General features: G+C 63.5%; 18 protein-coding genes and 1 pseudogene. 9 read left to right on the top strand and 10 right to left on the bottom strand.

What is annotated here, in order from left to right:
* Positions 1-3 precede the first annotated feature (3 nt).
* The gene (locus tag BLS52_RS10635; protein ID WP_090586662.1) at positions 4-1,287 is read left to right on the top strand and encodes a L,D-transpeptidase; all 1,284 of its coding nucleotides are present in this window, start codon (positions 4-6) and stop codon (positions 1,285-1,287) included.
* Between the two features lie 86 nt (positions 1,288-1,373).
* Here the strand turns inward: BLS52_RS10635 and trxA are convergent, their stop codons facing one another.
* The 6 genes and pseudogenes from trxA to dnaK all read right to left on the bottom strand — a co-directional run bounded on the left by trxA (position 1,374) and on the right by dnaK (position 8,127).
* Complete coding sequence (gene trxA, locus BLS52_RS10630) at positions 1,374-1,802, bottom strand: thioredoxin (protein WP_090586658.1); 429 nt, start codon at positions 1,800-1,802, stop codon at positions 1,374-1,376.
* Positions 1,799-4,435 carry an ATP-dependent chaperone ClpB gene (gene clpB, locus BLS52_RS10625; protein WP_090586656.1) on the bottom strand — a complete coding sequence of 879 codons (2,637 nt, stop codon included), beginning with the start codon at positions 4,433-4,435 and terminating at the stop codon, positions 1,799-1,801. The genes trxA and clpB overlap by 4 nt, the downstream gene beginning before the upstream one ends.
* Complete coding sequence (locus BLS52_RS10620; RefSeq protein ID WP_090586653.1) at positions 4,432-4,746, bottom strand: chaperone modulator CbpM; 315 nt, start codon at positions 4,744-4,746, stop codon at positions 4,432-4,434. Before BLS52_RS10620 ends, clpB begins: the two co-directional genes overlap by 4 nt.
* The gene (locus BLS52_RS10615; RefSeq protein WP_090586652.1) at positions 4,743-5,684 is read right to left on the bottom strand and encodes a DnaJ C-terminal domain-containing protein; all 942 of its coding nucleotides are present in this window, start codon (positions 5,682-5,684) and stop codon (positions 4,743-4,745) included. Before BLS52_RS10615 ends, BLS52_RS10620 begins: the two co-directional genes overlap by 4 nt.
* Positions 5,677-6,219 carry a nucleotide exchange factor GrpE gene (locus tag BLS52_RS10610; protein ID WP_090586650.1) on the bottom strand — a complete coding sequence of 181 codons (543 nt, stop codon included), beginning with the start codon at positions 6,217-6,219 and terminating at the stop codon, positions 5,677-5,679. The genes BLS52_RS10615 and BLS52_RS10610 overlap by 8 nt, the downstream gene beginning before the upstream one ends.
* Positions 6,220-6,227: 8 nt before the next feature.
* Positions 6,228-8,127: pseudogene (dnaK, locus tag BLS52_RS10605) on the bottom strand (molecular chaperone DnaK).
* Positions 8,128-8,442: 315 nt separating this feature from the next.
* Between dnaK and BLS52_RS10600 the strand changes: the two are divergent.
* The 5 genes from BLS52_RS10600 (at position 8,443) to BLS52_RS10580 (ending at position 14,143) form a co-directional block, all read left to right on the top strand.
* The gene (locus BLS52_RS10600) at positions 8,443-10,065 is read left to right on the top strand and encodes a PucR family transcriptional regulator (protein WP_090586648.1); all 1,623 of its coding nucleotides are present in this window, start codon (positions 8,443-8,445) and stop codon (positions 10,063-10,065) included.
* A gap of 180 nt (positions 10,066-10,245) precedes the next feature.
* Entirely contained in the window at positions 10,246-10,818 is a 573-nt protein-coding gene (locus BLS52_RS10595; RefSeq protein WP_090586645.1) for an HdeD family acid-resistance protein, read from the top strand.
* A gap of 90 nt (positions 10,819-10,908) precedes the next feature.
* Positions 10,909-11,172, top strand: coding sequence for a UBP-type zinc finger domain-containing protein (locus BLS52_RS10590; protein WP_090586644.1), 264 nt, complete (start codon positions 10,909-10,911; stop codon positions 11,170-11,172).
* A 24-nt stretch (positions 11,173-11,196) separates the two neighbouring features.
* Positions 11,197-12,927: an FAD-dependent oxidoreductase gene (locus BLS52_RS10585; protein WP_090586641.1), complete on the top strand. Its 1,731-nt coding sequence runs from the start codon at positions 11,197-11,199 to the stop codon at positions 12,925-12,927.
* Positions 12,928-13,033: 106 nt separating this feature from the next.
* Positions 13,034-14,143 (top strand): hypothetical protein, encoded by a 1,110-nt coding sequence (locus BLS52_RS10580; RefSeq protein ID WP_090586640.1) that lies wholly within the window; start codon positions 13,034-13,036, stop codon positions 14,141-14,143.
* Between the two features lie 208 nt (positions 14,144-14,351).
* Here the strand turns inward: BLS52_RS10580 and BLS52_RS10575 are convergent, their stop codons facing one another.
* A complete protein-coding gene (locus tag BLS52_RS10575) occupies positions 14,352-15,155 on the bottom strand; it encodes an RDD family protein (RefSeq protein ID WP_026544235.1) in 804 nt (267 codons plus the stop codon).
* A 73-nt stretch (positions 15,156-15,228) separates the two neighbouring features.
* Between BLS52_RS10575 and BLS52_RS10570 the strand changes: the two genes are divergently transcribed.
* Complete coding sequence (locus BLS52_RS10570) at positions 15,229-16,221, top strand: stage II sporulation protein M (protein ID WP_026544234.1); 993 nt, start codon at positions 15,229-15,231, stop codon at positions 16,219-16,221.
* 152 nt (positions 16,222-16,373) lie between these two features.
* On the opposite strand, the gene BLS52_RS18835 is transcribed toward BLS52_RS10570, so the two are convergent.
* Positions 16,374-16,616, bottom strand: coding sequence for an HNH endonuclease signature motif containing protein (locus BLS52_RS18835; RefSeq protein ID WP_084033420.1), 243 nt, complete (start codon positions 16,614-16,616; stop codon positions 16,374-16,376).
* 457 nt (positions 16,617-17,073) lie between these two features.
* Between BLS52_RS18835 and BLS52_RS10560 the strand changes: the two genes are divergently transcribed.
* A protein-coding gene (locus BLS52_RS10560; protein ID WP_090586637.1) for an IS3 family transposase occupies positions 17,074-18,257 on the top strand; the annotation gives its coding sequence in 2 pieces (ribosomal slippage) (positions 17,074-17,338 and positions 17,338-18,257; 1,185 coding nt in all).
* Positions 18,258-18,266: 9 nt separating this feature from the next.
* Here BLS52_RS10560 and BLS52_RS10555 read toward each other — a convergent pair.
* A complete protein-coding gene (locus BLS52_RS10555; protein ID WP_090586636.1) occupies positions 18,267-19,397 on the bottom strand; it encodes a DUF222 domain-containing protein in 1,131 nt (376 codons plus the stop codon).
* 347 nt (positions 19,398-19,744) lie between these two features.
* Between BLS52_RS10555 and BLS52_RS10545 the strand changes: the two genes are divergently transcribed.
* Positions 19,745-21,307 carry a lipoprotein intramolecular transacylase Lit gene (locus tag BLS52_RS10545; RefSeq protein WP_245702804.1) on the top strand — a complete coding sequence of 521 codons (1,563 nt, stop codon included), beginning with the start codon at positions 19,745-19,747 and terminating at the stop codon, positions 21,305-21,307.
* A gap of 230 nt (positions 21,308-21,537) precedes the next feature.
* Here BLS52_RS10545 and BLS52_RS10540 read toward each other — a convergent pair whose 3' ends face one another.
* Entirely contained in the window at positions 21,538-23,328 is a 1,791-nt protein-coding gene (locus BLS52_RS10540) for an AMP-dependent synthetase/ligase (RefSeq protein WP_090586631.1), read from the bottom strand.
* Between the last annotated feature and the right edge of the window lie 67 nt (positions 23,329-23,395).

The following is a 23,395-nucleotide window of genomic DNA, read 5'->3' as shown; positions in this document are numbered from 1 at the left end:
CGCATGTCGAACGTCTCCGAAGAGGATCAGCCACAGCGTCGGGGCTTGAAGATTGCTGCCCTCATCGTGGCCGGCTTGTTGGTTGTCGGCGGCGGGATCGTGGGTGCCATCACCGCGCCGAGCTGGGCGAATTTCGGCAATGAGCCGGCGGCAGCACCGTCGTCGTCCCCGTCTGCGACTGCCTCCCAGGAACCGGAAGCCGAGGAGTCCGAGGAGCCTGCCGCCGAGGAGTTCACCTTCGGAGTGACTCCCACGGATGGTGCGGCGAACGTGAATCCTGCCACGCTGCCGGAAATCCGTGCGGAAGAGGCGGCCATCAAGGACGTGTCGCTCGTTCCAGTGCTCGGCGGGGAGCCGGTTGCCGGGACGCTTTCCGGGGACGCGTCCTCGTGGAAGGCCGATGGGCCGCTGGCCTTCGCCACCGAGTACTCGTTCAGTTTTGTGCTGGTTGATTCCGCGGGCGGTGAGCATCGGCAGGAGCAAACCTTCACCACGGTGCAACCCGAAAATGAGGCGAACGCATGGATGTATCCGGCGCCCGGCTCCACGGTCGGTACCGGCCAGGCCATCGAGATCACCTTTAGCGAGCCGGTCACCAACAAGGATGCCGTCGAGAAGGCCATCACCATCACCAGCACTTCCGGCCAGGAGGGCGCCTTCTACTGGCTGAATGATACCGAGGTGCGTTACCGCGCCCAGGAGTATTGGGCTCCGCACAGCACCATCACGGTCGATATGCAGCTCTTCGGGGTGGATTTCGGTAACGGGATGATCGGTAATTTCAACGACACCTACTCGTTCAAGACCCACAACACCCGTCTCGCCGTGGTGGACAATGCCACCAAGGAGATGAAGGTTTTCATTGACGGCAAGCTGGAACGGACCTTCCCGGTGACGCTCGGCACCGAGGAATGGCCTTCCTTCTACGGGCTCTACACCGTGATGGAGCAGTATGAGCGGACCAAGTTCACTGCCGAATCGATCGGTCTCAAGCCCGAGGATCCCGCGTACTATCCGCCGACTGAAGTGAACTTTGCGAGCCGGATCTCGAACGGCGGTGCCTTTGTGCATGAGGCGCTTCCGGCGGCGCAGTCGGTGCTGGGCATTGCGAACGTCTCGCACGGCTGTGTGGGGATGAGTCCGGAGGGCGCCAAGTATTTCTACGACGTCTTCGGTCCGGGCGACATGCTAGAGATCCGCAATACGGATACCGGTCCGGTACAGGTCTGGGACGGCTTCGGTGACTGGAACCTGTCCTGGTCCGAGTGGACGTCGCAGGGGGCGTAAACAACATTTTTGCCCGGGGGTTTCCGTTCGAGCGCGCGGATATGTCGGCGGCGGGAAAGATCGCGCAGTCGACCGCAGTCCCTGCGTTACTTAGTGAGTGCACCTTCCAGCCAAGACCTCAGCACGGGTGCAGGCGCCGCGCCGGCCTGCCTCGCGACGATTTCGCCGCCAATGATAACCATCAACGTGGGCACCGCCTGAATGGCGAATCTGACGGAGAGCTGCGGTGAGCGGTCGACATCAACCTTTACTAGTTTGATCTGACCCGCACGTTCGTGGGCCAGCTGGTCCAGTGCGGGGCTCACCACCCGGCAGGGTCCGCACCACACCGCCCAAAAGTCCACCAGTACCGGAACGCCGGACCGTTCGGCGATTTCGCCGAAGTCGTCGTCGCCCGCTTCAACCACCCAGGGAAGCTCCCGGTGGCAACTCCCGCAGCGTGGCCGGCCCTCGTCGACAGCCGGAACGCGGTTGGATTTGCCGCAGTGGGGACACTTGATGATTGCCTTGTTCATGCGGTTCCGGCCTCTTCCATTTCCCTGGTGGTGTAGTCCACCAAGAGTTCACCGTCTGCTGCTGTCACCGTCACGACTCCCCCCTCGGCGATGCTGCCGCGCAGGAGGGCCCGGCCCACCTCCGTTTCCACTACACGGGAGATAAAGCGGCGCAGGGGTCGGGCTCCGTAGATCGGATCGAAGCCACGTTCGGCAATCAGCAGGCGCGCCTCCTCGGTCAGGCGCAGTTCGACCTGCTGCTCGGCCAGACGCTGCCGCAGCTGTTCGAACTGCAGGTCCACAATGCGTTCGATCTGCGGCAGCCCCAGGGGTGCGAACAGGACCGTATCGTCTACGCGGTTGAGGAACTCGGGGCGGAAATGTGCCCGGAGCTCGCCCATCACTAGGCTCCGTGCCTGCTCGGTGATCGTTCCGCCCTCGGCGGAACCCTCCAGAAGATACTGCGAGCCGATATTGGAGGTCATGATGATGACCGTATTCCGGAAATCGACGGTGCGGCCCTGCGAGTTCGTAATCCGTCCGTCGTCGAGGACCTGCAAAAGGGTGTTGAAAATGTCCGGGTGGGCTTTCTCCACTTCATCGAACAGCACCACCGAGTAGGGCTTCCGGCGTACCGCCTCGGTGAGCTGGCCTCCTTCGTCGTAGCCGATGTAGCCCGGAGGGGCACCCAAGAGTCGGCTCACGGTGTGACGCTCCTGGTACTCGCTCATGTCCAGCCGGATCATGGCGTTTTCACTGTCGAAAAGGGCCGCGGCAAGAGCCTTGGCGAGTTCGGTTTTGCCGACGCCGGTCGGTCCCAGGAAAATGAACGATCCTATGGGCCGGCGCGGGTCGCGGATGCCGGAGCGGGCGCGGATGATGGCATCCGTGACCGCACTGATTGCTTCTTCCTGGCCGATCACGCGGGCGCGCAGGATCTCGTCCAAATGCAGGACTTTCTCGCGTTCGCCCTGCTTCAGCCGGGCCACCGGTATGCCTGTCCAGGCCGCGACGATGTCGGCGATCTCGTCCTCCGTCACTACCTCGCGGAGCAGGCGTTTCTCCCCCTGTTTCGCGGTCAGCCGTTCCTCCTCGGCGGCCAGGCGCCGTTCGAGGTCGGCAAGTTTGCCGTAGCGTAGCTCCGCTGCCCGGTTGAGGTCGTAGTTCCGCTCTGCTTCTTCAGCCTCCTGCCGCACCCGCTCCAGTTCACTGCGGATGTCCTGCAGCTTGTGGATCGCCTGGCGTTCGGCTTCCCATTGGGCCCGCTTCGCGTCGGCCTCGCCGCGTAGGTCCGCCAATTCACGCCTCAGCTCCTCGAGCCGGGTCTTGCTGGCCGGGTCGGACTCCTTGGAGAGTGCGGCCTCTTCTATTTCGAGCCGCGTGACCTTTCGGGTGAGCTCATCCAGTTCCGCCGGCATCGAATCGATCTCGGTCCGGAGCCGGGCGCAGGCCTCATCCACCAGGTCAATCGCCTTGTCCGGGAGGAACCGGTCAGTGATGTACCGGTGGGATAGGGTGGCCGCAGCCACCAGGGCACTGTCCTGGATGCGTACGCCGTGGAAGACTTCAAGCCGCTCCCGGAGCCCGCGAAGAATGGAAATGGCGTCCTCGACGTCGGGTTCCTCAACCAGTACTGGCTGGAAGCGGCGTTCCAGTGCCGCGTCCGATTCAATGTGTTTGCGGTATTCGTCGAGCGTGGTCGCCCCGATCATGTGGAGTTCCCCGCGGGCGAGCATCGGCTTGAGCATGTTCCCGGCGTCCATCGACCCCTCGCTCGCTCCTGCCCCGACGACGGTGTGCAGCTCGTCGACGAAGAGCAGGATCCTTCCCTCCGCTGCCAGGACTTCGGCGAGGACCGCCTTCAGCCGCTCCTCGAACTCGCCGCGGTACTTGGCACCTGCCACGAGGGCGCTCAGGTCGAGCGAGAAGATGGTCTTGTCCTTCAGCCCTTCGGGCACGTCCTGGCGGACGATCCGTTGGGCCAGTCCCTCCACAATGGCGGTCTTGCCGACGCCTGGCTCCCCGATCAGTACCGGGTTGTTCTTGGTCTTGCGGGAAAGGATCTGCACGACCCGCCGGATCTCGGCGTCGCGGCCGATGACCGGATCCAGTTTTCCGGTGCGGGCGTCCGCCACCAGATCGCGGCCATATTTCTCCAGCGCTTCGTACGTCTGTTCCGGTGTCGCAGACGTGACGCGCTGGTTTCCCCTGATCTGTGTCAGGACCGAGAGGAACGCTTCGCGGGTGATGCCGTGCTCGGCCAGCACCCTGCCGGCCGCCGTGGAGCGGCCTTCCTCCGCCAGCGCCACCAGCAGGTGTTCCACCGAGACGTACTCGTCCTTAAGCCGTTTGGCTTCCCGTTCAGCCGCATCGAGGAGTGTGCCCAGCCTGCGGCTTACGTATACCTGGCCCGGCGCTGCCCCCGGTCCTGTGACCTTCGGCTTGCGCCTCAGCTCTGCCTCGACCGCCGTCTTCAGCTCGTTCACGTCAACCTGCATGGCCACGATCAGCCGCGGAACCAGTCCCCCCTCCTGCTCGAGCAGGGCCGCCAGCAGGTGTTCGCCGTCGGTTTCAGTGTGCCCGTTGCGTTGTGCTATTCGTTGAGCCTCCGCCAAGGCCTCCTGCGATTTTTGCGTCAAACTCTCCATGTTCATTGTGAAGCAGTCCCTTCGACCTGCGTGATTTCAACCAATCGTCGTTCAAGCGAGTCGACCCGAACCAACAGATCGAGTACCAGCGGGATTGCCGCATAGTTCAGCGACAGCTCCGAATGAAGTCTCATGACACGAGCTATGAGCTCCGGGGCCCGAGGGCTGAACCACGGTCCGCCCGAGGCATCGCCCAGCGGCCTGATCAGATCCAGGTCAACGAATCGCATCACGACCTCGGGGTGGACGCCGCTGCTGCGTGCCACCGCCTCGAGATTCAGGCGCCACGGATAGGCGAGCGGATAGTCTCGGCTCATAGAAGCCCCTCCCTCGGGTGAAAGTCGGATACGGCAGCAAGCTGCTCGTATAGCTTGCGTACCTTGCTGCTCAGCCGCGGAGGCACCATGACGCGGATCTCCGCGTAAAGATTCCCCGGCTGGCCCCTCGGGTCGGGCATGCCCTGGCCTCGAAGCCGAAGTCTGCGCCCGCTGGAAGACCCCTCGGGAACGGTGATGGTGACCGGTCCCGCAGGCGCGTTGACCTTGATCTTGGCTCCCAGAGCGGCCTCCGACGGCGTGACGGGAAGGTCGAAGTGAATGTCCCGGCCCTCAAGCCGGTATCTGGCATCCGGTTGGATCCGTACGGTCAGGAAGAGATCTCCCGGCGGACCTCCTTCACGGCCTGCCGCGCCCTCCCCTGTGAGGCGGATGCGCTGGCCGTCCAGCACACCGGGGGGCACATCCACTTCATAATTCCGCGTATCACCGTCCGGCTGGGCCAGGCGGACGGTGCGCCGTCCGCCGCGAATCGCTTCTTCGAGGGTCAGCCGAAGCTCGGCTTCGTGGTCCGCTCCCTGCGCCGGGCCCGCTGCCTGCTGCCTGATCCAGCCTCCGAGCAGGTCCTCCCAATCGACGTCACCGCCCATATTAACGTTGACATTGCCGTACCCGCCGCGTCCCGGGCGGGGGTCGGGGCGCGGGCCGGTGGAACCCCACCGCGTCCCGCCACCCTCCGGGCCCGCGCCGCTGCCGGCGTACTGCCGGAAATCGGCGCCGAAACGGTCGTAGCGCGCCCTGTCTTCCGGATCAGACAGGACATCGTAGGCCTCGCCGATTTCCTTGAACTTATCAGCGGCATCCGGCTCCCGGTTCACGTCCGGATGGTATTTTCTGGCCAGTTTGCGGTAGGCACGCTGGATGTCATCGGGCTTCGCGGTACGGGGCACGCCGAGAACTGAGTAGTGATCCTTAGCCACGGTCAGCGCTCACCGCCCGGCTTACAACGACAGAGGCCGGCCTGAGCGTACTGTCCGGACCACCATAGCCCGGGCGGAGCACAGCCAGCACGGTCCCGGGGGGAACCTCGTCCGTTTCCGAGACACTGACAACCTCGTGGATCCGGGGGTCAAACGGGACGTTCTCGGCGTCGATCCGCGGGAAGCCCAGGCGGGCCAGGGTGTCTATGGCCTGGGACCGGATGGCAGCCACGCCGTCAGCGAGCGGGTCCCCGTCAGACAGGGCGTGAGCCAGGGCCAGTTCAAGATTGTCCAGGATGGGCAGCCACGCCAAAGAGACCGCCGCACGCTCCTGCGCCCTCAGCTGTGCCCCGTCCCGGACGGCGCGCTTTCGAACGTTGTCCGCATCAGCGAGCGCACGGCGCCACAGATCCTCCATTTTGGCCAGCGCATCCGCGTCTGCCGTCGCTTCCGTTTCCCGCGTATTGGGTGCGGCGGCTTCAGGCTCGTCACCTCCTGGATGGGCCTGTCCGGCCGGTCCCGCCTGGTCGTTCATGGCCGTTCCTAGCCACGGTCGAATTCTGCATCGACGATGTCATCGTCCTCTGCAGCGGTGGACGCGCCGGGCTGAGGTGAGGATCCCTGGCCTACCCCTGCATTGGCCGCAGAGGCAGCCGAGGCACTTAGCGCGGACTGTAGCTGCTGAAGCTCGGAAATCAGCTCCCTCGCGGTGCCCACATCGGCCTGGTTGCTGACGGCGTCGCGCGCCTGCCCTACCAGCAGCTCCGCCCGGGCCTTGTCGTGCATCGGGACCGCGTCGCCAAGCTCATTCACGGCCCGCTCAACGCGGTAGGCGGCGGCATCGAGTTCATTGAGCGTATCGATCCGCTCCCGGTTCTGCAGGTCCTCGCTTCTGTGGGAATCGGCCTCGGCAATCATGCGCTCCACTTCTTTGGCGTCGAGGTTGGAGCCTTCACTGATAGTGATGCCCTGTTCCTTGCCCGTGTCCTTGTCACGGGCGGTGACGTTCAGAATGCCGTTGGCGTCGACGTCGAACGTGACCTCGATCTGCGGTTCTCCCCGCGGCGCCGGCCGGATATCGGTCAGCTGGAACCGGCCCAGCACCCGGTTATCCGCAGCCAGTTCCCGCTCCCCCTGCAAGACCACCACGTCCACGGCGGGCTGGTTATCGTCAGCTGTGGAAAACACCTCGCTGCGCCTTGCGGGGATGGTCGTGTTGCGCTCGATGATCTTTGTCATCACACCACCGCGCGTCTCGACGCCCAAAGAAAGTGGCACAACGTCCAGGAGCAGGACGTCCGAGACCTCTCCCTTGAGCACGCCGGCCTGGATCGCCGCACCGATAGCTACGACCTCGTCCGGATTGACACTCATGTTTGGATCTTTGCCACCGGTCAGGCGCCGGACGAGGTTCTGTACGGCAGGAATGCGGGTAGAGCCGCCGACCAAAATTACCTCATCGATGTCGTTGGCTGTAACCTTGGCGTCCGTCATCGCCTGCTTGACCGGTTCCATTGCGCGTTCCACCAGGTCATGGGTGATCTCCTCAAAAACGGAGCGCCGAACGGTGGTCGTCAGATGCTTGGGCCCAGTGGCGTCGGCAGTGACGAAGGGAAGGTTAACTTGTGCCTGGGTCACAGAACTCAGTTCGACCTTCGCTTTCTCGGCCGCCTCGAACAGCCGTTGCAGCGCCTGGGCGTCCGACCGCAGGTCGATGCCCTCCTGTTTCTGGAATTCGTCGGCCAGGTAATCGACCAGTCGGCGATCGAAATCGTCTCCGCCAAGGTGCGTGTCCCCCGCGGTGGAGCGGACCTCCACAACTCCGTCCCCCACGTCCAGCAGGCTTACATCAAAGGTTCCGCCGCCCAGGTCGAACACCAGCACCGTCTCATGCTGGCGTTTGTCGATGCCGTAGGCCAAGGCTGCCGCGGTCGGCTCGTTGATGATGCGCAGGACTTCAAGGCCGGCAATCTTGCCGGCGTCCTTGGTCGCGGTGCGCTGTGCGTCGTTGAAGTAAGCGGGGACCGTGATGACAGCCTCGGTCACCTTTTCGCCCAACTGCTTCGCGGCGTCGTCCACCAACTTGCGCAGAACGAGCGCACTGACCTCTTCCGGGGCAACGTTCTTGCCGTGGACATCGAAGCGCGCCAGCCCGTTGTCGTCCGGCACGACGTCGAAACTGACGGCCTTGGCTTCATCCGTGATCTCGTCATAGTGTCGGCCGATAAACCGCTTGGCAGACGTGAAAGTTCCCTTCGGGTTCAGAATCGACTGCCGGCGGGCCAGTTGCCCAACCAGCCGTTCCCCGCTGTCTGTGTACGCCACAACCGAGGGCGTGGTCCGGGCTCCTTCTGCGTTGGGTATAACGCGGGCTTCCCCCCCCCTCCCAGACGGCGATCACTGAGTTGGTTGTTCCGAGATCAATTCCTACTGCTTTGGCCATGACTCGCTCCGGTCCTAGTGGGCGCGACCCCGTTCTATGGCGATGTCCACCCGAGATTCCACCGCATGATTGGACGCCCTGTCCTGCCGGGCCACGAGGCTCGAAGGGCTCTGTCATGTGGCCTTATAAGGTCGAGTCTGCCCCGTAGAGGGACACTGCGGCATGACCTCCCGGGTCCAAATCTGCTCCGGGAAACTGACCTTCCAGAATAGGTGCCACAGGGGTAATGTCGAAGACGCCGGAGTGATTCCGGGATCCGCTCCACACATCTCGCCACGAGTCCTTAGCCGCACACAGAGACTGCAGGTCAACTGAATGTTCGATCAACTAGGGGCCGGGGAAATCGTCGGCAAGGCCGTACACTCTGTTTCTGCACTGGGATTCTGCCATGTAGCAGCTTCCTATCTTGTGGTGGACGGCCATCTGGTTCCGAGCCCGAACCGGGCGCCGACAGTCTGGGACGATGATGTCAGCTCACTCGAACGCAGGGATGCCCCACTCCCGGGCACACGTCCGGCGTGGCGATATGCGCTCTCTATTTTTGGTGACAGTGGAGAACTGAACGGATGCCTTGTCCTGTATGCCGGCACGGTTCCAACTCCCGCCCAGATGATCAAGCTCCGCGCAACGGTTCAAACCACGGTGTCCAATGCAGCTGAGCAAACGGCAGAACCAGACCTGCAGGAGCACGCCCACCTGCTCTCCAGCGCCAGTGCCAGTGACATTGCAAATCGATTGCGTATCCTCGCGGCAACGGTAATGCAGCTCGAAACCCGAACGTCCATCCAGAACACCCTGGATAGCACCCTTACAGCCACCCTCGGACAGATGACGTCGCGGAACTCTCTCCTGGCGGAAGTGCTGTCAGTGGTGACGGGCCGCCCAGTCTGTATCGAGGACGGGTTCGGCAATATCAGTGCGACTGCCGGGACAAAACCCGGGCGCCCCTACCCCCGGCCCAGCGCGGCCGACAGGTCGCGGACGGCGCAACTCTGGCTCGCCTCCGGTTTGCCAGTCCAGGAACCCCGAAGGCTCGTAGCGCTGGTTCTGGCGGACAGGGACGTGCTTGGGGCAATATGCTTGCTCGAGAACGGTGTGCCCTACACGGCCAATGACGTCTTCGCCTTGCAGTATGGAACGCGGCTCTTGCAGGTCGAGTTGTCACACCGCCGCAGCATGGCCCAGCTGGAATTGAAACTGGGGCGCGATCTGGTGGATGAACTGGTGTCCGGAATGGATGAAGAGACCGCCGCCGTGCGGGCCGGTGCACTGGGCTACGACATCACGGGTCCGCAGCATGTCATCGCCGCTCAGTGGCAACCGCCAAGAACGGGCGATTCCGTGGTAGTCGCCCTCCGCAGGACGCTTCGCGAGCTCCACGCCCCCGCGCTCGTTTCACGGCGTTCGGACATCACACTTGCTGTGGTTACGGGAGAGCCACTCGATGCAGAGCTCTTTACCGTTGCGGCAAGGACGCTACGCAGCGCCACCGGAGCTGTGGGAATCGGAGGTCCGAGCCGCGATGTCGCACAGCTCCCGCGTTCTTTTGCAGAAGCCCTGCGTGCATTGCAGGTCCGGGTACATTCCGTCGAGCCCTACGGTCTGACCCGATACGACCAGCTGGGAATTTACCGCATCCTTGGCATGCCTGGCAGCGAAACTGACCTTTCCAGCTACGTCGAGGAGTGGCTGGGTGCACTGCAGAGCAACGATGCCCGCCGAGGATCTGAGCTGGTGCACACCTTGGCGCAGTACCTGGATCATGGCGGCAACTACGACGATACGGCTTACAGCCTTGCCATCCACCGCAGCACGCTTCGATACCGGCTGAAGTGCATCCGTCAGATCACCGGTTTTGAACTTGGTGACCCCGAGACCCGCCTTAACCTCCACGTGGCCACGCGCGCCTGGCGCCTGCGATACGCCCTCAAAGATTGAACGACTCCTGTGAGAAGCGGAACGTGCACCAGCTGGTCGTGAGTTGACCTGGGGGATTCAAATTCAGGCGGCTTTTAGTCGCCCAGGGGCCATGCGGGCACGAGGGCTACGGAGGAGACTCGAAGCGATACATGTTCGATCCAATCGGCCGGGACAGGCAGCGAAACAAGAGGTCTGGCAATGTCTGACGCACGCGCACAACAATTGTTAAAGGGACCAGGAACTGCGTTGATTATCCGGGGCAGCGCGGCCGTTCTGTTCGGCATTTTAGTTGTCTTCTGGCCCGACGTCTCCGTACTCGCACTGGTGATCCTCTTCGGTATTTACGCCATCGTTGATGGAGTTACAAACATGGTGCATTACGTCAGGCGCAAGGAACGCCGGTCCGTCTGGCAATTAGTGAGCGGCGTCATCTCCGTACTCGCGGGTCTCGCCGCCTTCGTCTGGCCGGGCATCACCGCCCTTTCGCTGACGCTCGTCATCGGCTTGTGGGCGGTCATTCTCGGTGTCTCCCAGATAGCACTGGCCTTTGAGGTTAAGAAGACCGGCGGACAATGGTGGCTCTGGCTGATCACAGGTATCGTCACCATCGTTTTCGGCCTCTTCCTGGTTATTCTTCCCGGCGCAGGCATCCTGGGTCTCTTGGGCCTGCTCTCGTGCTTCGCAGTTGTCTTCGGAATACTTCTGATCGCTTCCGGATCCGGACTGCACCGACTGGGCGAAGGCCCTACTACACGGCTCTCGATGGGCTAGTAGCCCTGCAAAGGGTTAGGCCTTCGATATGCATGACGGCCCTATCCCCGCCGCCTGCACCCGCACGGCCGGACAGAGAGAGGAGCGAAGATGATTCCCACGATTCATGACCCGCATCTGGTGCAGATTCGTCCGGTTCGGGTGCGCACACCGCAAGGCTGCGAGGAATGCCTGTCCCTGGGCACCCCGTGGGTTCATCTGCGTTTGTGTCTCACCTGCGGCCACGTGGGGTGTTGTGATTCCTCACCCTTGCGGCACGCCCGGGCTCACGCCACCGAGTTGCATCCAATCGTTCGTTCCCTGGAGCCCGGCGAAGACTGGCGCTGGTGCTACCCCCATGAGGCATTCGTCTAGGAAACGGCGGGGTGCAACCAGATAATGGGACCTGTTACCGACCCGACTCTGATCGAAACGCCGGATATCTCCGGCGCTTATCCACGGCTCGGCCAGGCCCAAATCGAATTGTTGGCCCGCGCCGGCACCAGGCGGGCTACCCCTGCTGGAGAAGTCCTCATACACGAGGGAAGCACCGACGCTGATTTCTTCGTCGTTTTGCAGGGCAAGGTACTGGTGGTGGAGGGGCTACACGTCCCCGGCGAAAGGCAGCAAGCTGAGCCGGACAGTGGGACACGGATCCTCGAAGTTCACGGACCCGGACGCTTCCTTGGGGAGCTGGGCCTGGTCGAGGGGCAGCCAGCCTTTGTCAGCACAGTGGTCGCCGAGGCAGGAGAGGTGCTCCAGATCAGCGGGGACGATCTACGCCGTGTGGTTCTGACGGACGCCGCGGTGGGTGAGACCATCCTGCGGGCATATCTTCAGCGCCGGATCCTCCTGATCAGCACAAGCGCGGGCATCCGCATCGTTGGGTCCCGTTTCAGCCGTGACACGCTTCGGCTGTTGGATTTTGCAGCTGCCAACCGCCTGCCCCACCGACTGGTCGATCTGGAGGATGACGAGCAGGCACAGGCGATCCTGGACCGGGCAGGGATCCTCGCGAGTCACCTGCCCGCAGTGGTGCTGAATGCTTCGCGGGTCCTCAAAAACCCGTCGAACGCGGAGCTGGCCCTTGCCTTGGGCCTGCGGGTGGTGAAAGAACATTCAGCCTCGTACGACCTCATGGTCATCGGGGCCGGTCCGGCCGGCCTCGCTGCAGCTGTGTACGCGGCCTCCGATGGCCTGTCGGTGGTCCTGAAGGAGGGCCGTGCGATAGGTGGGCAAGCCGGCACATCACCACGGATCGAGAACTTTCTCGGCTTTCCCTCCGGAATCTCGGGTGGCGAGCTCACTGAAAGGGCGATCATTCAGGCCCGAAAGTTCAAAGTCCAGGTCAACGTCGCCTGCGGGGCAAGCTCCATTGCACTGCGGGACGGTCAGTTCCGCGCCGAGTTCGACGGCAGCGGCCCCGCTTCATCACGTGCCGCGCTGCTCGCCACCGGGGTCCGCTACCGCCGCCTGCCAGTGCCGGGAATGGACGAATACGAGGGAATCAGCGTCTTCTACGCCGCGACTGTCCATGAGGCCAGGCTCTGTGGAACGCAGCCAGTGGCCGTCGTCGGTGGTGGCAACTCCGCGGGCCAGGCTGCCCTTTTCCTGGCTGGTATGGGCACACATGTGCGACTGGTGGTGCGCGGGGAAGACCTCCGGGCTGACATGTCGGGGTATCTCGCGGATCGAATCGAAGAGCACCACAGCATAGAGGTACTGCTGGGGGCCAACATCGTGGGCCTAGTTGGTTCCGACACTCTCGAACGTATCGTCGTTGATCTGAAAGCCACGGGCGAACAACGGTTCCTCCCCTCGCGGTACCTCTTCATTTTCATCGGAGCCAAGCCGCACACAGAATGGCTGCAGGATACCGTCTCCCTGGATGACCACGGCTTTGTTCTCACCGGGGCTGACCTCAAAGACCTTCCTCCCGACTTCAGCCACCTTGGGCGTCGACGGCTGCCCCTGGAAACCAGCGTGCCCGGCATGTTCGCGGCCGGCGATGTCCGGCATGGATCGGTGAAACGCGTAACGGCCGCGGCCGGTGAAGGCTCAACAGCGGTGGCAATGATCCACGAGCACCTACGCCTTCTCCGGACTGGACCGTCCGTTGCGCTTCGATGAAGGACAGCGAATATGGCAGGACGGAGACCGACGCCAGGTTCAGGGCGACGGCGACACCGAGTCTGCTGGTCATCAGCCCTAGACACTGAACCGTAGGAGGCCGGGCGTGCCAGACAGTTCAGGTGATGTGCGAACTTCCAGTGACCGCAAATTGGGGGTGCTGGCAGAGCCGGAGGTCACCGCCGAGTTTGCCGAGCGTAACGGACGCGAAGTGGGCCATCTGCTCAACCTAGCCGATGAGCGCCACGACTGGTCCGTGGTGATCGAGTACCAGGACTTTACGGCCGGCAATGGGCTAACGCCAATGTTGGACTCCTTGGCAAAGCACCGGGTTCGCCGTGCATGGGATGTCATGGTCTGCCTGACGGATCTTCCGATTCGTTTCGAGGGTCGGACGGTGGTCGCGGAAGTTGCACTTGTGGAGCCGATCTCCCTGGTTTCCTTGCCTGCTCTGGGTGCAGTTAACATGGACCGCAGGGTGCGCTCCGCCGTTGCCGATCTCGGGTGGGCGATGCACCGCCACTTCGATCCTGAGGGTGACTCCGGGGAGTTCGGCCCGCCCTCGCTGCACGAATCCAGGCGCATTGAGACCGCTGTTCTTGTCGACGGGCCGATTGGGTTCCGCTATGTCTCAGCAACCCGCCTCGGCCGGGGACGGTTGCTGGCGGGCATGCTGCGGGCGAACCGTCCTTGGCGGCTGGTCTTCGGATTGAGAAGCGCAATGGCTGCCGCGATCGCCACGGGCGCCTTTGGGCTCGTCACGGACACTATCTGGCAACTCGCAGACCTGCTGGGCGCGCCGAGACTGACGCTATTGATGGTCCTTTCGATCGGTTCGATGGTGTTCTGGATCATCACCCAGCACGATCTGTGGGAAAGCCCCAGGCGCAACGATCCACTCGAACGATACAAGGCTTCCTTGTACAACACTTCTACAGTGTGGTCATTGGTAATCGGCGTCGTGATCAGCTATGTCCTGCTGTTCGTGGCTGTGCTGCTGGCCGCGGCGTTCACTATCGACCACGCCTTATTGACGCTGACTCTGCAGCACCCCGTGACTGTCTGGGACTTTGCGGAAGTGGCCTGGATGACAACATCGGCGGCGCTCATCGGAGGAGCGTTGGGCTCGGGATTCGAGTCTAAGGACGACATCCTTCGAGCGGCATACGGTCAACGTGAACGTCATCGTCGGCAGTCGATCTACGTAGGTGACTAATCCGGTCCTGCCGGAAGGCGCGTACAACCACTGTTATGGCCCGCGCGAAGGCTCGCGATCCCCTTCATGCACATCCGGCCGCGGTACTTCGTTCAGGTCCTCGGCGAGCTCATCTACTGGATCGGGGAAGACCGCATCCAGTTCTCCAGCGACCAGCCATCTTGTTCCGCGTTCGGACAAGTTTTCCGCTTCTTGTTCAGCGTCTCAGTCAGTTGCTGAAGGGCAGACGGTGCAGCTGTTCAGCGGTGCGGGACGTGCGTTCACGCTGCCTGGTGAGTCTGGCGTAGTCGCGGTCGCGGCGTGCCGAGACCACGGCGTTGAGGAAATCCTCCGGCAGGGTTCCGGCGGGCGGGGCCGGAAACACGAATGCTGACGCTTCGTTTGCCAGTTCGGTGGCGAGGGCACCGCGAGCGGAAGGCGTGAGCCGGTTCGCTTGGCCGATGAACTGCGAGATCCTGCGTGCCAGCGGGTCCGGCAGCTGTACGACGTCGGCGGTTGCAATCCATGCATGGAGCGACGGCGGCAGCACTGCTCGCGTCCGTTGTTTGACGACGACACGCTCGTGCATCGAGTAAGTGCCTGCGAGGAGGTCGCCGAGCCGCTTTGACCGCTCGTTGAACACAGCCACGAGGAAAGCGAGCGAGCCGACCAGCAGGTAGATTTCCAGGACCGCAAGCATGCCGCGGATGAAGGCGTGCCGGAAGCGGATGGAACCGCCGTCGTCGCGCACTATGCGCAGTCCCATGACAAGCCGGCCGAGGGATTTGCCCCTCGTGACCGTTTCCACGGTGACGGGGATGACCACGAGGACCAGCACCACGAGGACCAGGACGAGGGCCTGGGTGAGTGCCGGGTCGAAGGCGCCGCCGAAGGTGTTGCCGACTGTCACAATGACGCCGATGATCACCAGGAACTGCGCAAGAACATCGATCATCAGGCTCACGGCGCGTGCGCCGAACGAGGCCGGGCGCAGCTCGAGAACGACGGCTTCGCCGGTGATGACCGAGCTCATTGGATGTCCTCCCCTTGGATGAAATCAGCTTAGCTGCCGTTTGAGTGTGGTTGCCGGGGGATAAGCTGGCCGGGTGGATCTGGACGCCTTCGAGGAAGTAAACCGCGCAGACTGGAACCGGCTGGACATACTGACCCGGCAGCGGCGGCTGCGCGGCAGCGAGGCGGACGAGCTGCTTGATCTGTACCAGCGCACATCCACCCATCTGTCGATGATTCGATCGATGGCTCCGGAAAGCGCCCTGTCCAACGAACTTTCCATGCGGTTGTCCCGTGCGCGGACCAGGTTCACTGGTGCCCGATCAAATTTTCTCGAAGATGTTGCGCGGTTTTTTGTAATCTCGTTGCCGGCTGCCTTCTACCGGGTTCGGTGGCTCACGGTGGCTGTGGGAGTGGTTTTTCTTGCCGTCAGCTGGCTGTATGGGGCGTGGGTGGTGAATACGCCCGGCGTGATTGCCGCGCTTGGCAGTGACGAGGAGATTCGGCGGTACGTCGAAGAGGACTTCGTGGACTACTACTCCGAGAATCCGGCTGCCTCATTTGCCGGACTGGTGTGGACCAACAACGCGTGGATTGCGGTGCAGGCGGTGGCTTTCGGGATCACCGGGCTATGGGGGCCGTTTGTTCTGTACCAGAATGCGCAGGGTGTGGGGATCGCTGCGGGAATGATGGCGTCCTACGACAAACTTGATGTGTTCTTCACGTACATCCTTCCGCACGGATTCATGGAGCTCACCGCGATTTTTATTGCGACGGCGGCGGGACTGCGGATCTTTTGGGCGTGGGTTTCACCTGGAGCCCGAACCCGCTCGCAGGCGCTTGCCGAGGAGGGTCGGTCGCTCATCACGGTTGCGCTGGGATTGGTGCTGGTGCTGTTTGTATCGGGCCTGGTGGAGGGCTTTGTCACGCCGAGTCCGCTTCCGGTGTGGCTGCGGATTGGGATCGGCTTCACTGTTTTTGCCCTCTACTGGGTCTACACGCTGGTTCTCGGTGGCAGAGCTTTCCGGGCGGGATACACGGGCGATCTGGGTGATGAGGATCGTGGGGCTTCGGTGTTGACGGCCTGATTCTGGGTTCTGGTCTTGTGGGCGCTGTTCAGCCCGGGGCGTTGGGCTAGCCGCGCCCAGTGCAAAGTAATCTCCGACTTCCGGCGAAGCACCGCCTGGCGTTTGGTTGGGCCGGCTGGGGGATTTCTCCCACCATTTATCCTCTCTCCGTCTTAGAAGGGTGGGGGTTGGGTGGTGTAGGTTTTTCCGGCTGGTGAGGTGGCGGTGATGGTGCCGGGTTCGGGTTGCATGTAGTCCCAGAGCCCGATGGTTTTGAGCCGGTGGTGTTTGGCGCAGAGGCAGGCAAGATTGTCGTGGTCTGTGCGTCCGCCGTGGTGCCAGGGAATGGTGTGGTCGATTTCAGTTGCGACCGCTGCCCGGTTGCAGCCAGGGTGTCGGCAGGTTTTGTCGCGGATGCGGACCCAGTCCTGGAGGTGTTTCGGTGGCCGGTAGGTGGCCCGGCCGATCGAGAGTGCGGCTCCGGTGTGGGGGTGGGTGAGGATGCGGGTGAATGAGGGTGCATGGGCGGCGAGGCGGGCTGCGGTGTCGGGGTCGATAGGCCCGTAGCCCTCCAGGACCGGGTAGCTGCGGGGCTCCTGCGCGGGAGGATAGCCGCGAGGTCCCGGTGAGGCCGGGTAGCTGGTGCCGCCGCTCCCGGCCGCGTCATCGGGGCCGTTTGGAGAATCGGAGCTGGCTGGAGAATCGGAGCTGGCTGGAGAGCCGGAGCTGGCTGGAGCGGCTGCCCCGGGAATGGGGGAACCTGGTTCCGCTGGGGCTGCTCCGGCCCTCTTTTGTGGGTGAGTGGGCGGCCTAGGGATTTCGGACAGTGGGACCTCTTAAACTGAGGTGTCTACTGAAAGTGAGATCTGCAGTATGTCTGCATCACGTCGCCGGTTCAGCCAGGAGTTCAAGGACGAACTGGCCCGGGAAGTCATCGAGACGTCCAAGCCTATTGTTGACGTTGCCAAGGCCTACGGGGTGGGGCCGGAGACCCTGCGCCGGTGGGTGATGAAATTCCGGGAGTCCCACGGCGGGACCGAGACCGAATTGACGGTCTCAGAGCGTGCCCGGTTGAAGGAACTGGAGCGCGAAAACCAGGAGCTACGGGCTGAGGCCGCGTTCCTAAAAAAAGCCGCCTCGTACTTTGCGCGGGAGCCACGGTAGTGGCGAAGTACGAGTTCATCGATTCCCAAAAACACGCTCCTGGCAACACCAACCCGGTGTGGAAGATGTGCCGGTGGATGGCCGTGTCTGCTTCCGGGTTCTATGACTGGCTCTCCCGGCCACTCTCCGCCACCGCCGCCCGCAGGCAGGCGTTAGCGGCCCGGATCCGGCACTTCTTCGACGAAGCCGACGGCACGTACGGGTACCGGCGGATCCACGCCGACCTCGCCGCTGAGGGCACACAGTGCTCACCGGAGCTGGTGCGCAGCATCATGCGCTCCGAGGACCTGATGCCGTGCCAGCCGCGTCCGTTCCGGGTCACCACGCAGGCCGACAAGGAGGCGGCAACACCGGTCCCGGATCTGGTCAGACGTGACTTCACGGCGGACCGGCCCGGGGTGAAGTTCGTCGGAGACATCACCTACATCCATACGTGGCAGGGATTCATCTATCTGGCCACGGTCATCGACTGCTACTCGAAGAAAGTCGTGGGCTGGTCCATCGCCGATCACATGCGCACCGAACTGGTCGCCGATGCCCTGCAGAACGCTGCCCAGACCACCCACATCGAGCCGGGCGCGATCTGGCATTCGGACCGCGGCAGCGTCTACACCTCAACGGCTTTCCGGGCTCTCGTCACCAAGCTGGGTATGCGCTCCTCGATGGGCCGCACGGGGGTGTGCTGGGACAACAGCCTTGCCGAATCGTTCTTCGCAGCGTTGAAAAACGAGCGGGTTTACCGCACGGTCTACGCGACTAAATCACAAGCGAAACGGGACGTCATCGGCTATATCGAGGGCTTCTACAACAGCCACCGCCGGCACTCAGCACTCGATTACCGACGCCCCAACGAAGTCCACTACAGTTACCAACAGCCAGCCATGGCAGCGTAGAGAAAACCATCAAATCCGCTGTCCGAAATCACCGCAGCAGCTCAGAGCGCCGGCGCTATCTTCGGCGCCGGGGAGTTGGTTGAGGAGGGTGAGTGCGGGGACGGTGATGTGGACGGTGGCGTGGATGCCGCGGTATCCGGTTCCGGTGTCGATGTTCCCGTTGCAGGTGTGGGTGAGGAGGTCGGTGAGTACGTCGGCGCGGAGTTGGGTGAGGGTGCGGGGTTCATCGGGTGTCTGGAGGCCGCGGGCTCCGGCGTCGAGCCTGTTGTAGATTCCGCAGGCTTGTTCGGCTGGTAGGTAGGCGCTGAGCCAGGCCATGCCGTCGGGGGCGGGTTCGAGGAGTATCCGGCGGTCTGCGGTGGCACGGGTTGTGCGGATGGGTGCGGCGTCGGGGTGGAGCAGTTCGCGGAGGCCGCGGGCGTGGCGGGTGAGTTTGGGAACGGTGGACTGCTCGGCTGTTTCGACGAGTTCTTCTTCGAACCGGGCTACCGAGCCAGCGGGAACACCGACGCATTCCTCCACCACCGTGGTGGCATGCCGCCAGGACAGCCGTCCCGATTCCAGGCTGGTAAGGGTTTGACGGTGATGATGCACAAGGAGCCGGCTCTGCTCAACGAACGTCTTGGCAGACCGCGACGGCAGCCGCAGCAGGGCGCTGATCTCCTCCGCGGCCAGTGAAACAATGAAGGCATCACGCTCGGTCAGTGTCTGGGTCCGCGTTTTGGTTTGGGTCTCGGCCTTGTCGGCTTGAGAGTTCGCCTCATCGGAGAGCGCAATTTCAGCTTCATAGAGCTCGCGGATCCGGTCCACGAGCCGGGCCTTCTGCGCTTCGGCCCAGCACTGCAGCTCGTTCAACCGTTCCAGGGTGTCCGTGGCGTCGGACAATGACTGCAATGCGCTGGTCGGCGGAAGCTCGACCATACCCCACGGCCCGGCAGGCTCCAGCTCTTCGCTGCCTTCCCACATTTGACCGGCAAACGCACCGCTAAACGGAATCTGCGTCCAGTCCGGCTCGCTCCGTGAGCCGTCATAGGGGGAGGCCCCTGGATGCGAGCTGCCGGAGGAGGAAGCTCCTGAATGGCGCGCGCCGGAAGGACCAGCGCCATCGGCGCCGAACGCGAACCCCTCGGAAAACCTCATAACCCCACTCCATCACCTGCCTCTGACAAAACCGGCAGGTCCGAAACGTCGGTGGATTATGCCCACAGCGAACAGAACAGAGGTTCAACCTCGATAGGGCGTACGTAATGCTCAAAGCGACAGGGGATCCGCTCACCGAGTGCCGTCTTGCATCTTCGCGCGGAGGTTCTGCGCCCATATAGAGACGCTTATAGAGACGCTTATAGAGACGCTGCAGAGCCACAAGGAGACGGTGCAGAGCGACAGAGAGACGATGCAGCGGAGGGGCACAGCGGCGTGGCCGACGGCAGCCAGCTCCGCCCACCCGGGTACTGTCTTAGATAGGAGATCCATGCAAGGAGACAGTCGTGGCTGACAAAGCTGAAAACGAAAATCAGGGTGTGCCCGCAGGCGGTGAACGACGTGCAGCACTGCGCTCGGACGATACCGGAGTCCGTCCTACCCGGATGCGCGAGAGCAGCTTCCCCATGCGGAAGGCAAGCACCCTCCCTGACGTCTCGGCGTACAGTTCGCCCGGCGGATCCACGTCGGCGGAAGAGGCTCCCGGCGAAACGACGCCGGAAGCCAATTCATCACCTGCGGCACCCACTTCATGGCGTAGCAGCAATCCCTCGGATGCTGCCGGCCGTAATCCCCAGGAACCGCTGGATGATGGGGCACCCACCGCATCAGGTGATCCCACCAGGAACGACGACGACGCAACAGTTACCTCGCCCGACGCGGACAATCCCGCCTCCACCCGCGTTGACCAGCCGGCGGACCGTCCAGAACCCGCCGGGACAAGGGCCGACACCGGTCCAACGGACCACGTCACCACCGACCCGCAGCCGGCAACGAGCCACATCGCTGCGACCACTGCAGGTGCATCAACCACCGCGGACCCGACCTCGCCGGCAACGAGCCAGATTGCTGCGACTCCCGACAATGATGAGTTGGCCGGCACTTCCGCCCCGGACGAGGCACCGTCGCGCGGAAATGGAATTGGAACTGAAACCGGAACCGGAGCTGGAACCGGGGCAGCCGCAGCCGCGGGAATCGCAGCCGGCGCAACCGCATCCGCCGCGACCAAAGCAAAAGCAACCCGCAACCGCACCACCCCGGCCGACGACCCCAATCCGGACACGTCGAGCCTCTCCATCAGGCCTCCGGAAGAGGACGTCAGCCGTCGCGCCAACCAACGCGACGAGGCAGCCGCAGCGAAACCGGTCCTCCCACGGGTCCTGCAGGTCATGGTCGCGGTGTTCTTCCCGGTGATCCTGCTCGCCGCCGCCGTCCGGGCCGTCACCACACCCCTGTTCCTCTGGGTCGAATACCACCGTCCTGGCTTCCCGGCTGACAGCTACGGGTTCAGCACCGAGGACCGCATGACCTACGGCTCCTACACGATGGATTACATCCTGAACTGGGCACCCGCACGCTACCTCGGTGACCTGGTCAATGTGGACGGCGATCAGCTCTTCCTCGACAGCGAGGTAGGCCACATGGCTGATGTGAAGGGCGTTCTCGCAACCGGGTTCGTCGTCGCGACTGTCCTGGCACTCCTCGCGGTGGCCGCATGCATCTATCTCGCGCGCAAGTACCCCGGCGGCATCCGGAGGGCACTGTTCGCCGGCGCTACGGCAACGCTCGTCCTTGCAATAGCGCTGGCAGTCGCGGGAATCCTCGCCTGGGAAACGTTCTTCACCCAGGTCCACGCACTGTTCTTCGCCGACGGCACCTGGACCTTCCGCCTCGACGACACGCTCATCCGACTCTTCCCCGCACAGTTCTGGATCGACGCCGCCGCAGCAGTGGGAGCCATCGTGCTGATCGGTTCGGTGCTGACGCTCGTGCTCACCTGGCCCACCAAGGCACGACGCGAAAAGTCCGCCCGCGCCTACGAAGCCCGCCGCGCCAACAGCGGAGTGTGAGCCGCGCAGCGACTCAGGAACGACGACGACGGCACGGTCTAGCGAACGACGACGACGGCACACTCACTATTGAGCGCCTCGCCCGAAGCGCGCGTCGCCTGAATCACGCGTCGCCGCCAACAGCGGAGTGTGAGCCGCGCAGCGCCTCAGGAACGACGACGGCACGCACCGACCGAGCGCCTCACCCGAGCGCCTCACCGGAGCACGCCCCCACCAACAGCGCCTGAACCTCAGGAGTAAAGCTTCTCGACCGCCGTCCCGTAATCGGCCAGCACAGTTGACTTCTTCAGTTTCAGCGTGGGCGTGAGGTAGCCGGACTCGAGGGTGAACTCGGCGTCCAGAATGTCGAACTTCCGGATCTGCTCGGCCCGCGACACCAGCTGGTTTGCCGCCTCGACCGCCGTCTGGAGTTCCGCACGCAACGCAACCTCCGACACCGGAGTGCTGTGCCCGTTAGCGGCAGCCCAGCTCTCCACCGCCTCGGGATCGAGAGTCACCAGGGCAGCGATGAACGGCCGGTTGTCGCCGACCACCAAGGCGTGCGCCACCAGCGGGTGCTCCCGCAGCTTTTCCTCAAGCGGCGCGGGCGCCACGTTCTTGCCGCCCGCCGTCACCAGCAGATCCTTCTTTCGGCCCGTGATCCGCAGGAAGCCGTCCTCGTCGAGAGTGCCGAGATCACCGGTCCGGAAGAACCGGTCCTCGGTGAACGACTCCGCGTTGGCCGCATCATTGTTGTGATAACCCTTGAAGACGCCGACGCCCTTGACCTGGATCTCGCCCTCGTCATCGATGCGGATGGTGGTGCCCGGCATCGGAATGCCCACTGAACCCACCCGCGTCAGCGCAACGGTGTTCGCCGTACACGGCGCAGTGCTCTCCGTCAGCCCGTAGCCTTCCAAGACATTGATTCCGGCACCCCGGAAGAAGTGCGCGAGGTGTTCGCTGAGCGGCGACGCACCCGACACCGTATGCACAACCTCGCCACCGAAGACAGCCCGCAGCTTCGGGTACAGCACCTTGTCGAACAGCGCGTGGCGAGCCCGCAACAGCAGCGACGGCCCGCTCCCGCCCCGGGCCGCGTTGTCCAGAGCCTTTGAGTAGGCCACCGCCGTGGCATCGGCCGCACGGAAGATCTTGCCCTTCCCGGCAGCCTCCGCCTTCTGCGAAGCGGTGCTGTAGATCTTCTCGAAAATCCGTGGAACCACCAGCAGGAAGGTCGGCTTGTAGGCGGCGAGATCGTCGAGCAGTTCGAGGGCGTTCGACGTGTGGCCCAGCTTCACCCCGCCCGTCAGGCACACCAGCTGCACGGCACGGGCCAGCACATGGGCCAGCGGCAGGAACATCAGGGTACGCGCGTTCTCCTGCTTGAGCAGCTCCGGCAGGAACTCGATGGTGTTCACGGCAAACAGCGCAAAGTTGCCGTGCGTGATCTCGCACCCCTTGGGCCGCCCCGTGGTGCCCGACGTGTACACCAGCGACGCCACATCGGCCAGCGTACGGCTGGTCCGGGCGGCCTCAAGCTGCTCATCGCTGATGCTCTTCCCGTCAGTCGCCAGTGAGGCGAAGGAGGCATCGCCGTCGTCGTCATTCATCAGCACCACCTGCGCATCCGGCGCAGCCTGCCGGACCACGGCCGCCTTCTCCTCGTTCTCCACGAGCACGACGACGGCGGCAGAGTCCTCAAGGATCCAGCTCACCTGGTGTGCCGAGGAGGTCTCGTAGATGGGGACGGTGACGGCTCCGGCAAACCAGATGGCGAGGTCGGCCAGGGTCCACTCGTAACGGGTCTTCGACATGACCGCAACGGAATCGCCCGGCTTGATCCCGCGTGCCAGGAGGCCCCCGGCCAGCGCACGCACCTGCGTGAGGAAGGTGTCCGCGCTGATGTCTGTCCAGGTGCCGTCCTTCTTCACCGCATACAGGGGTGCGTTGGGTGCGTGCTTGTGCTGCGCGAGGAGCAGGTCGGTGACGTTGGATCCGGCCGGCAGATCGACCAGGAGCTCGGTGGAGGATTCACGCATGGGATGTGGCTCGCTTTCCCTCGATGGCGGTGACACTGGAAGAACGACACTGGAAGAACGACGCTGC

Source organism: Arthrobacter subterraneus, assembly GCF_900099735.1.
Lineage (GTDB): Bacteria > Actinomycetota > Actinomycetes > Actinomycetales > Micrococcaceae > Arthrobacter_D > Arthrobacter_D subterraneus.
Note: the sequence above shows the minus strand (reverse complement) of the source record. Positions and strands in the feature narration are given on the sequence as shown.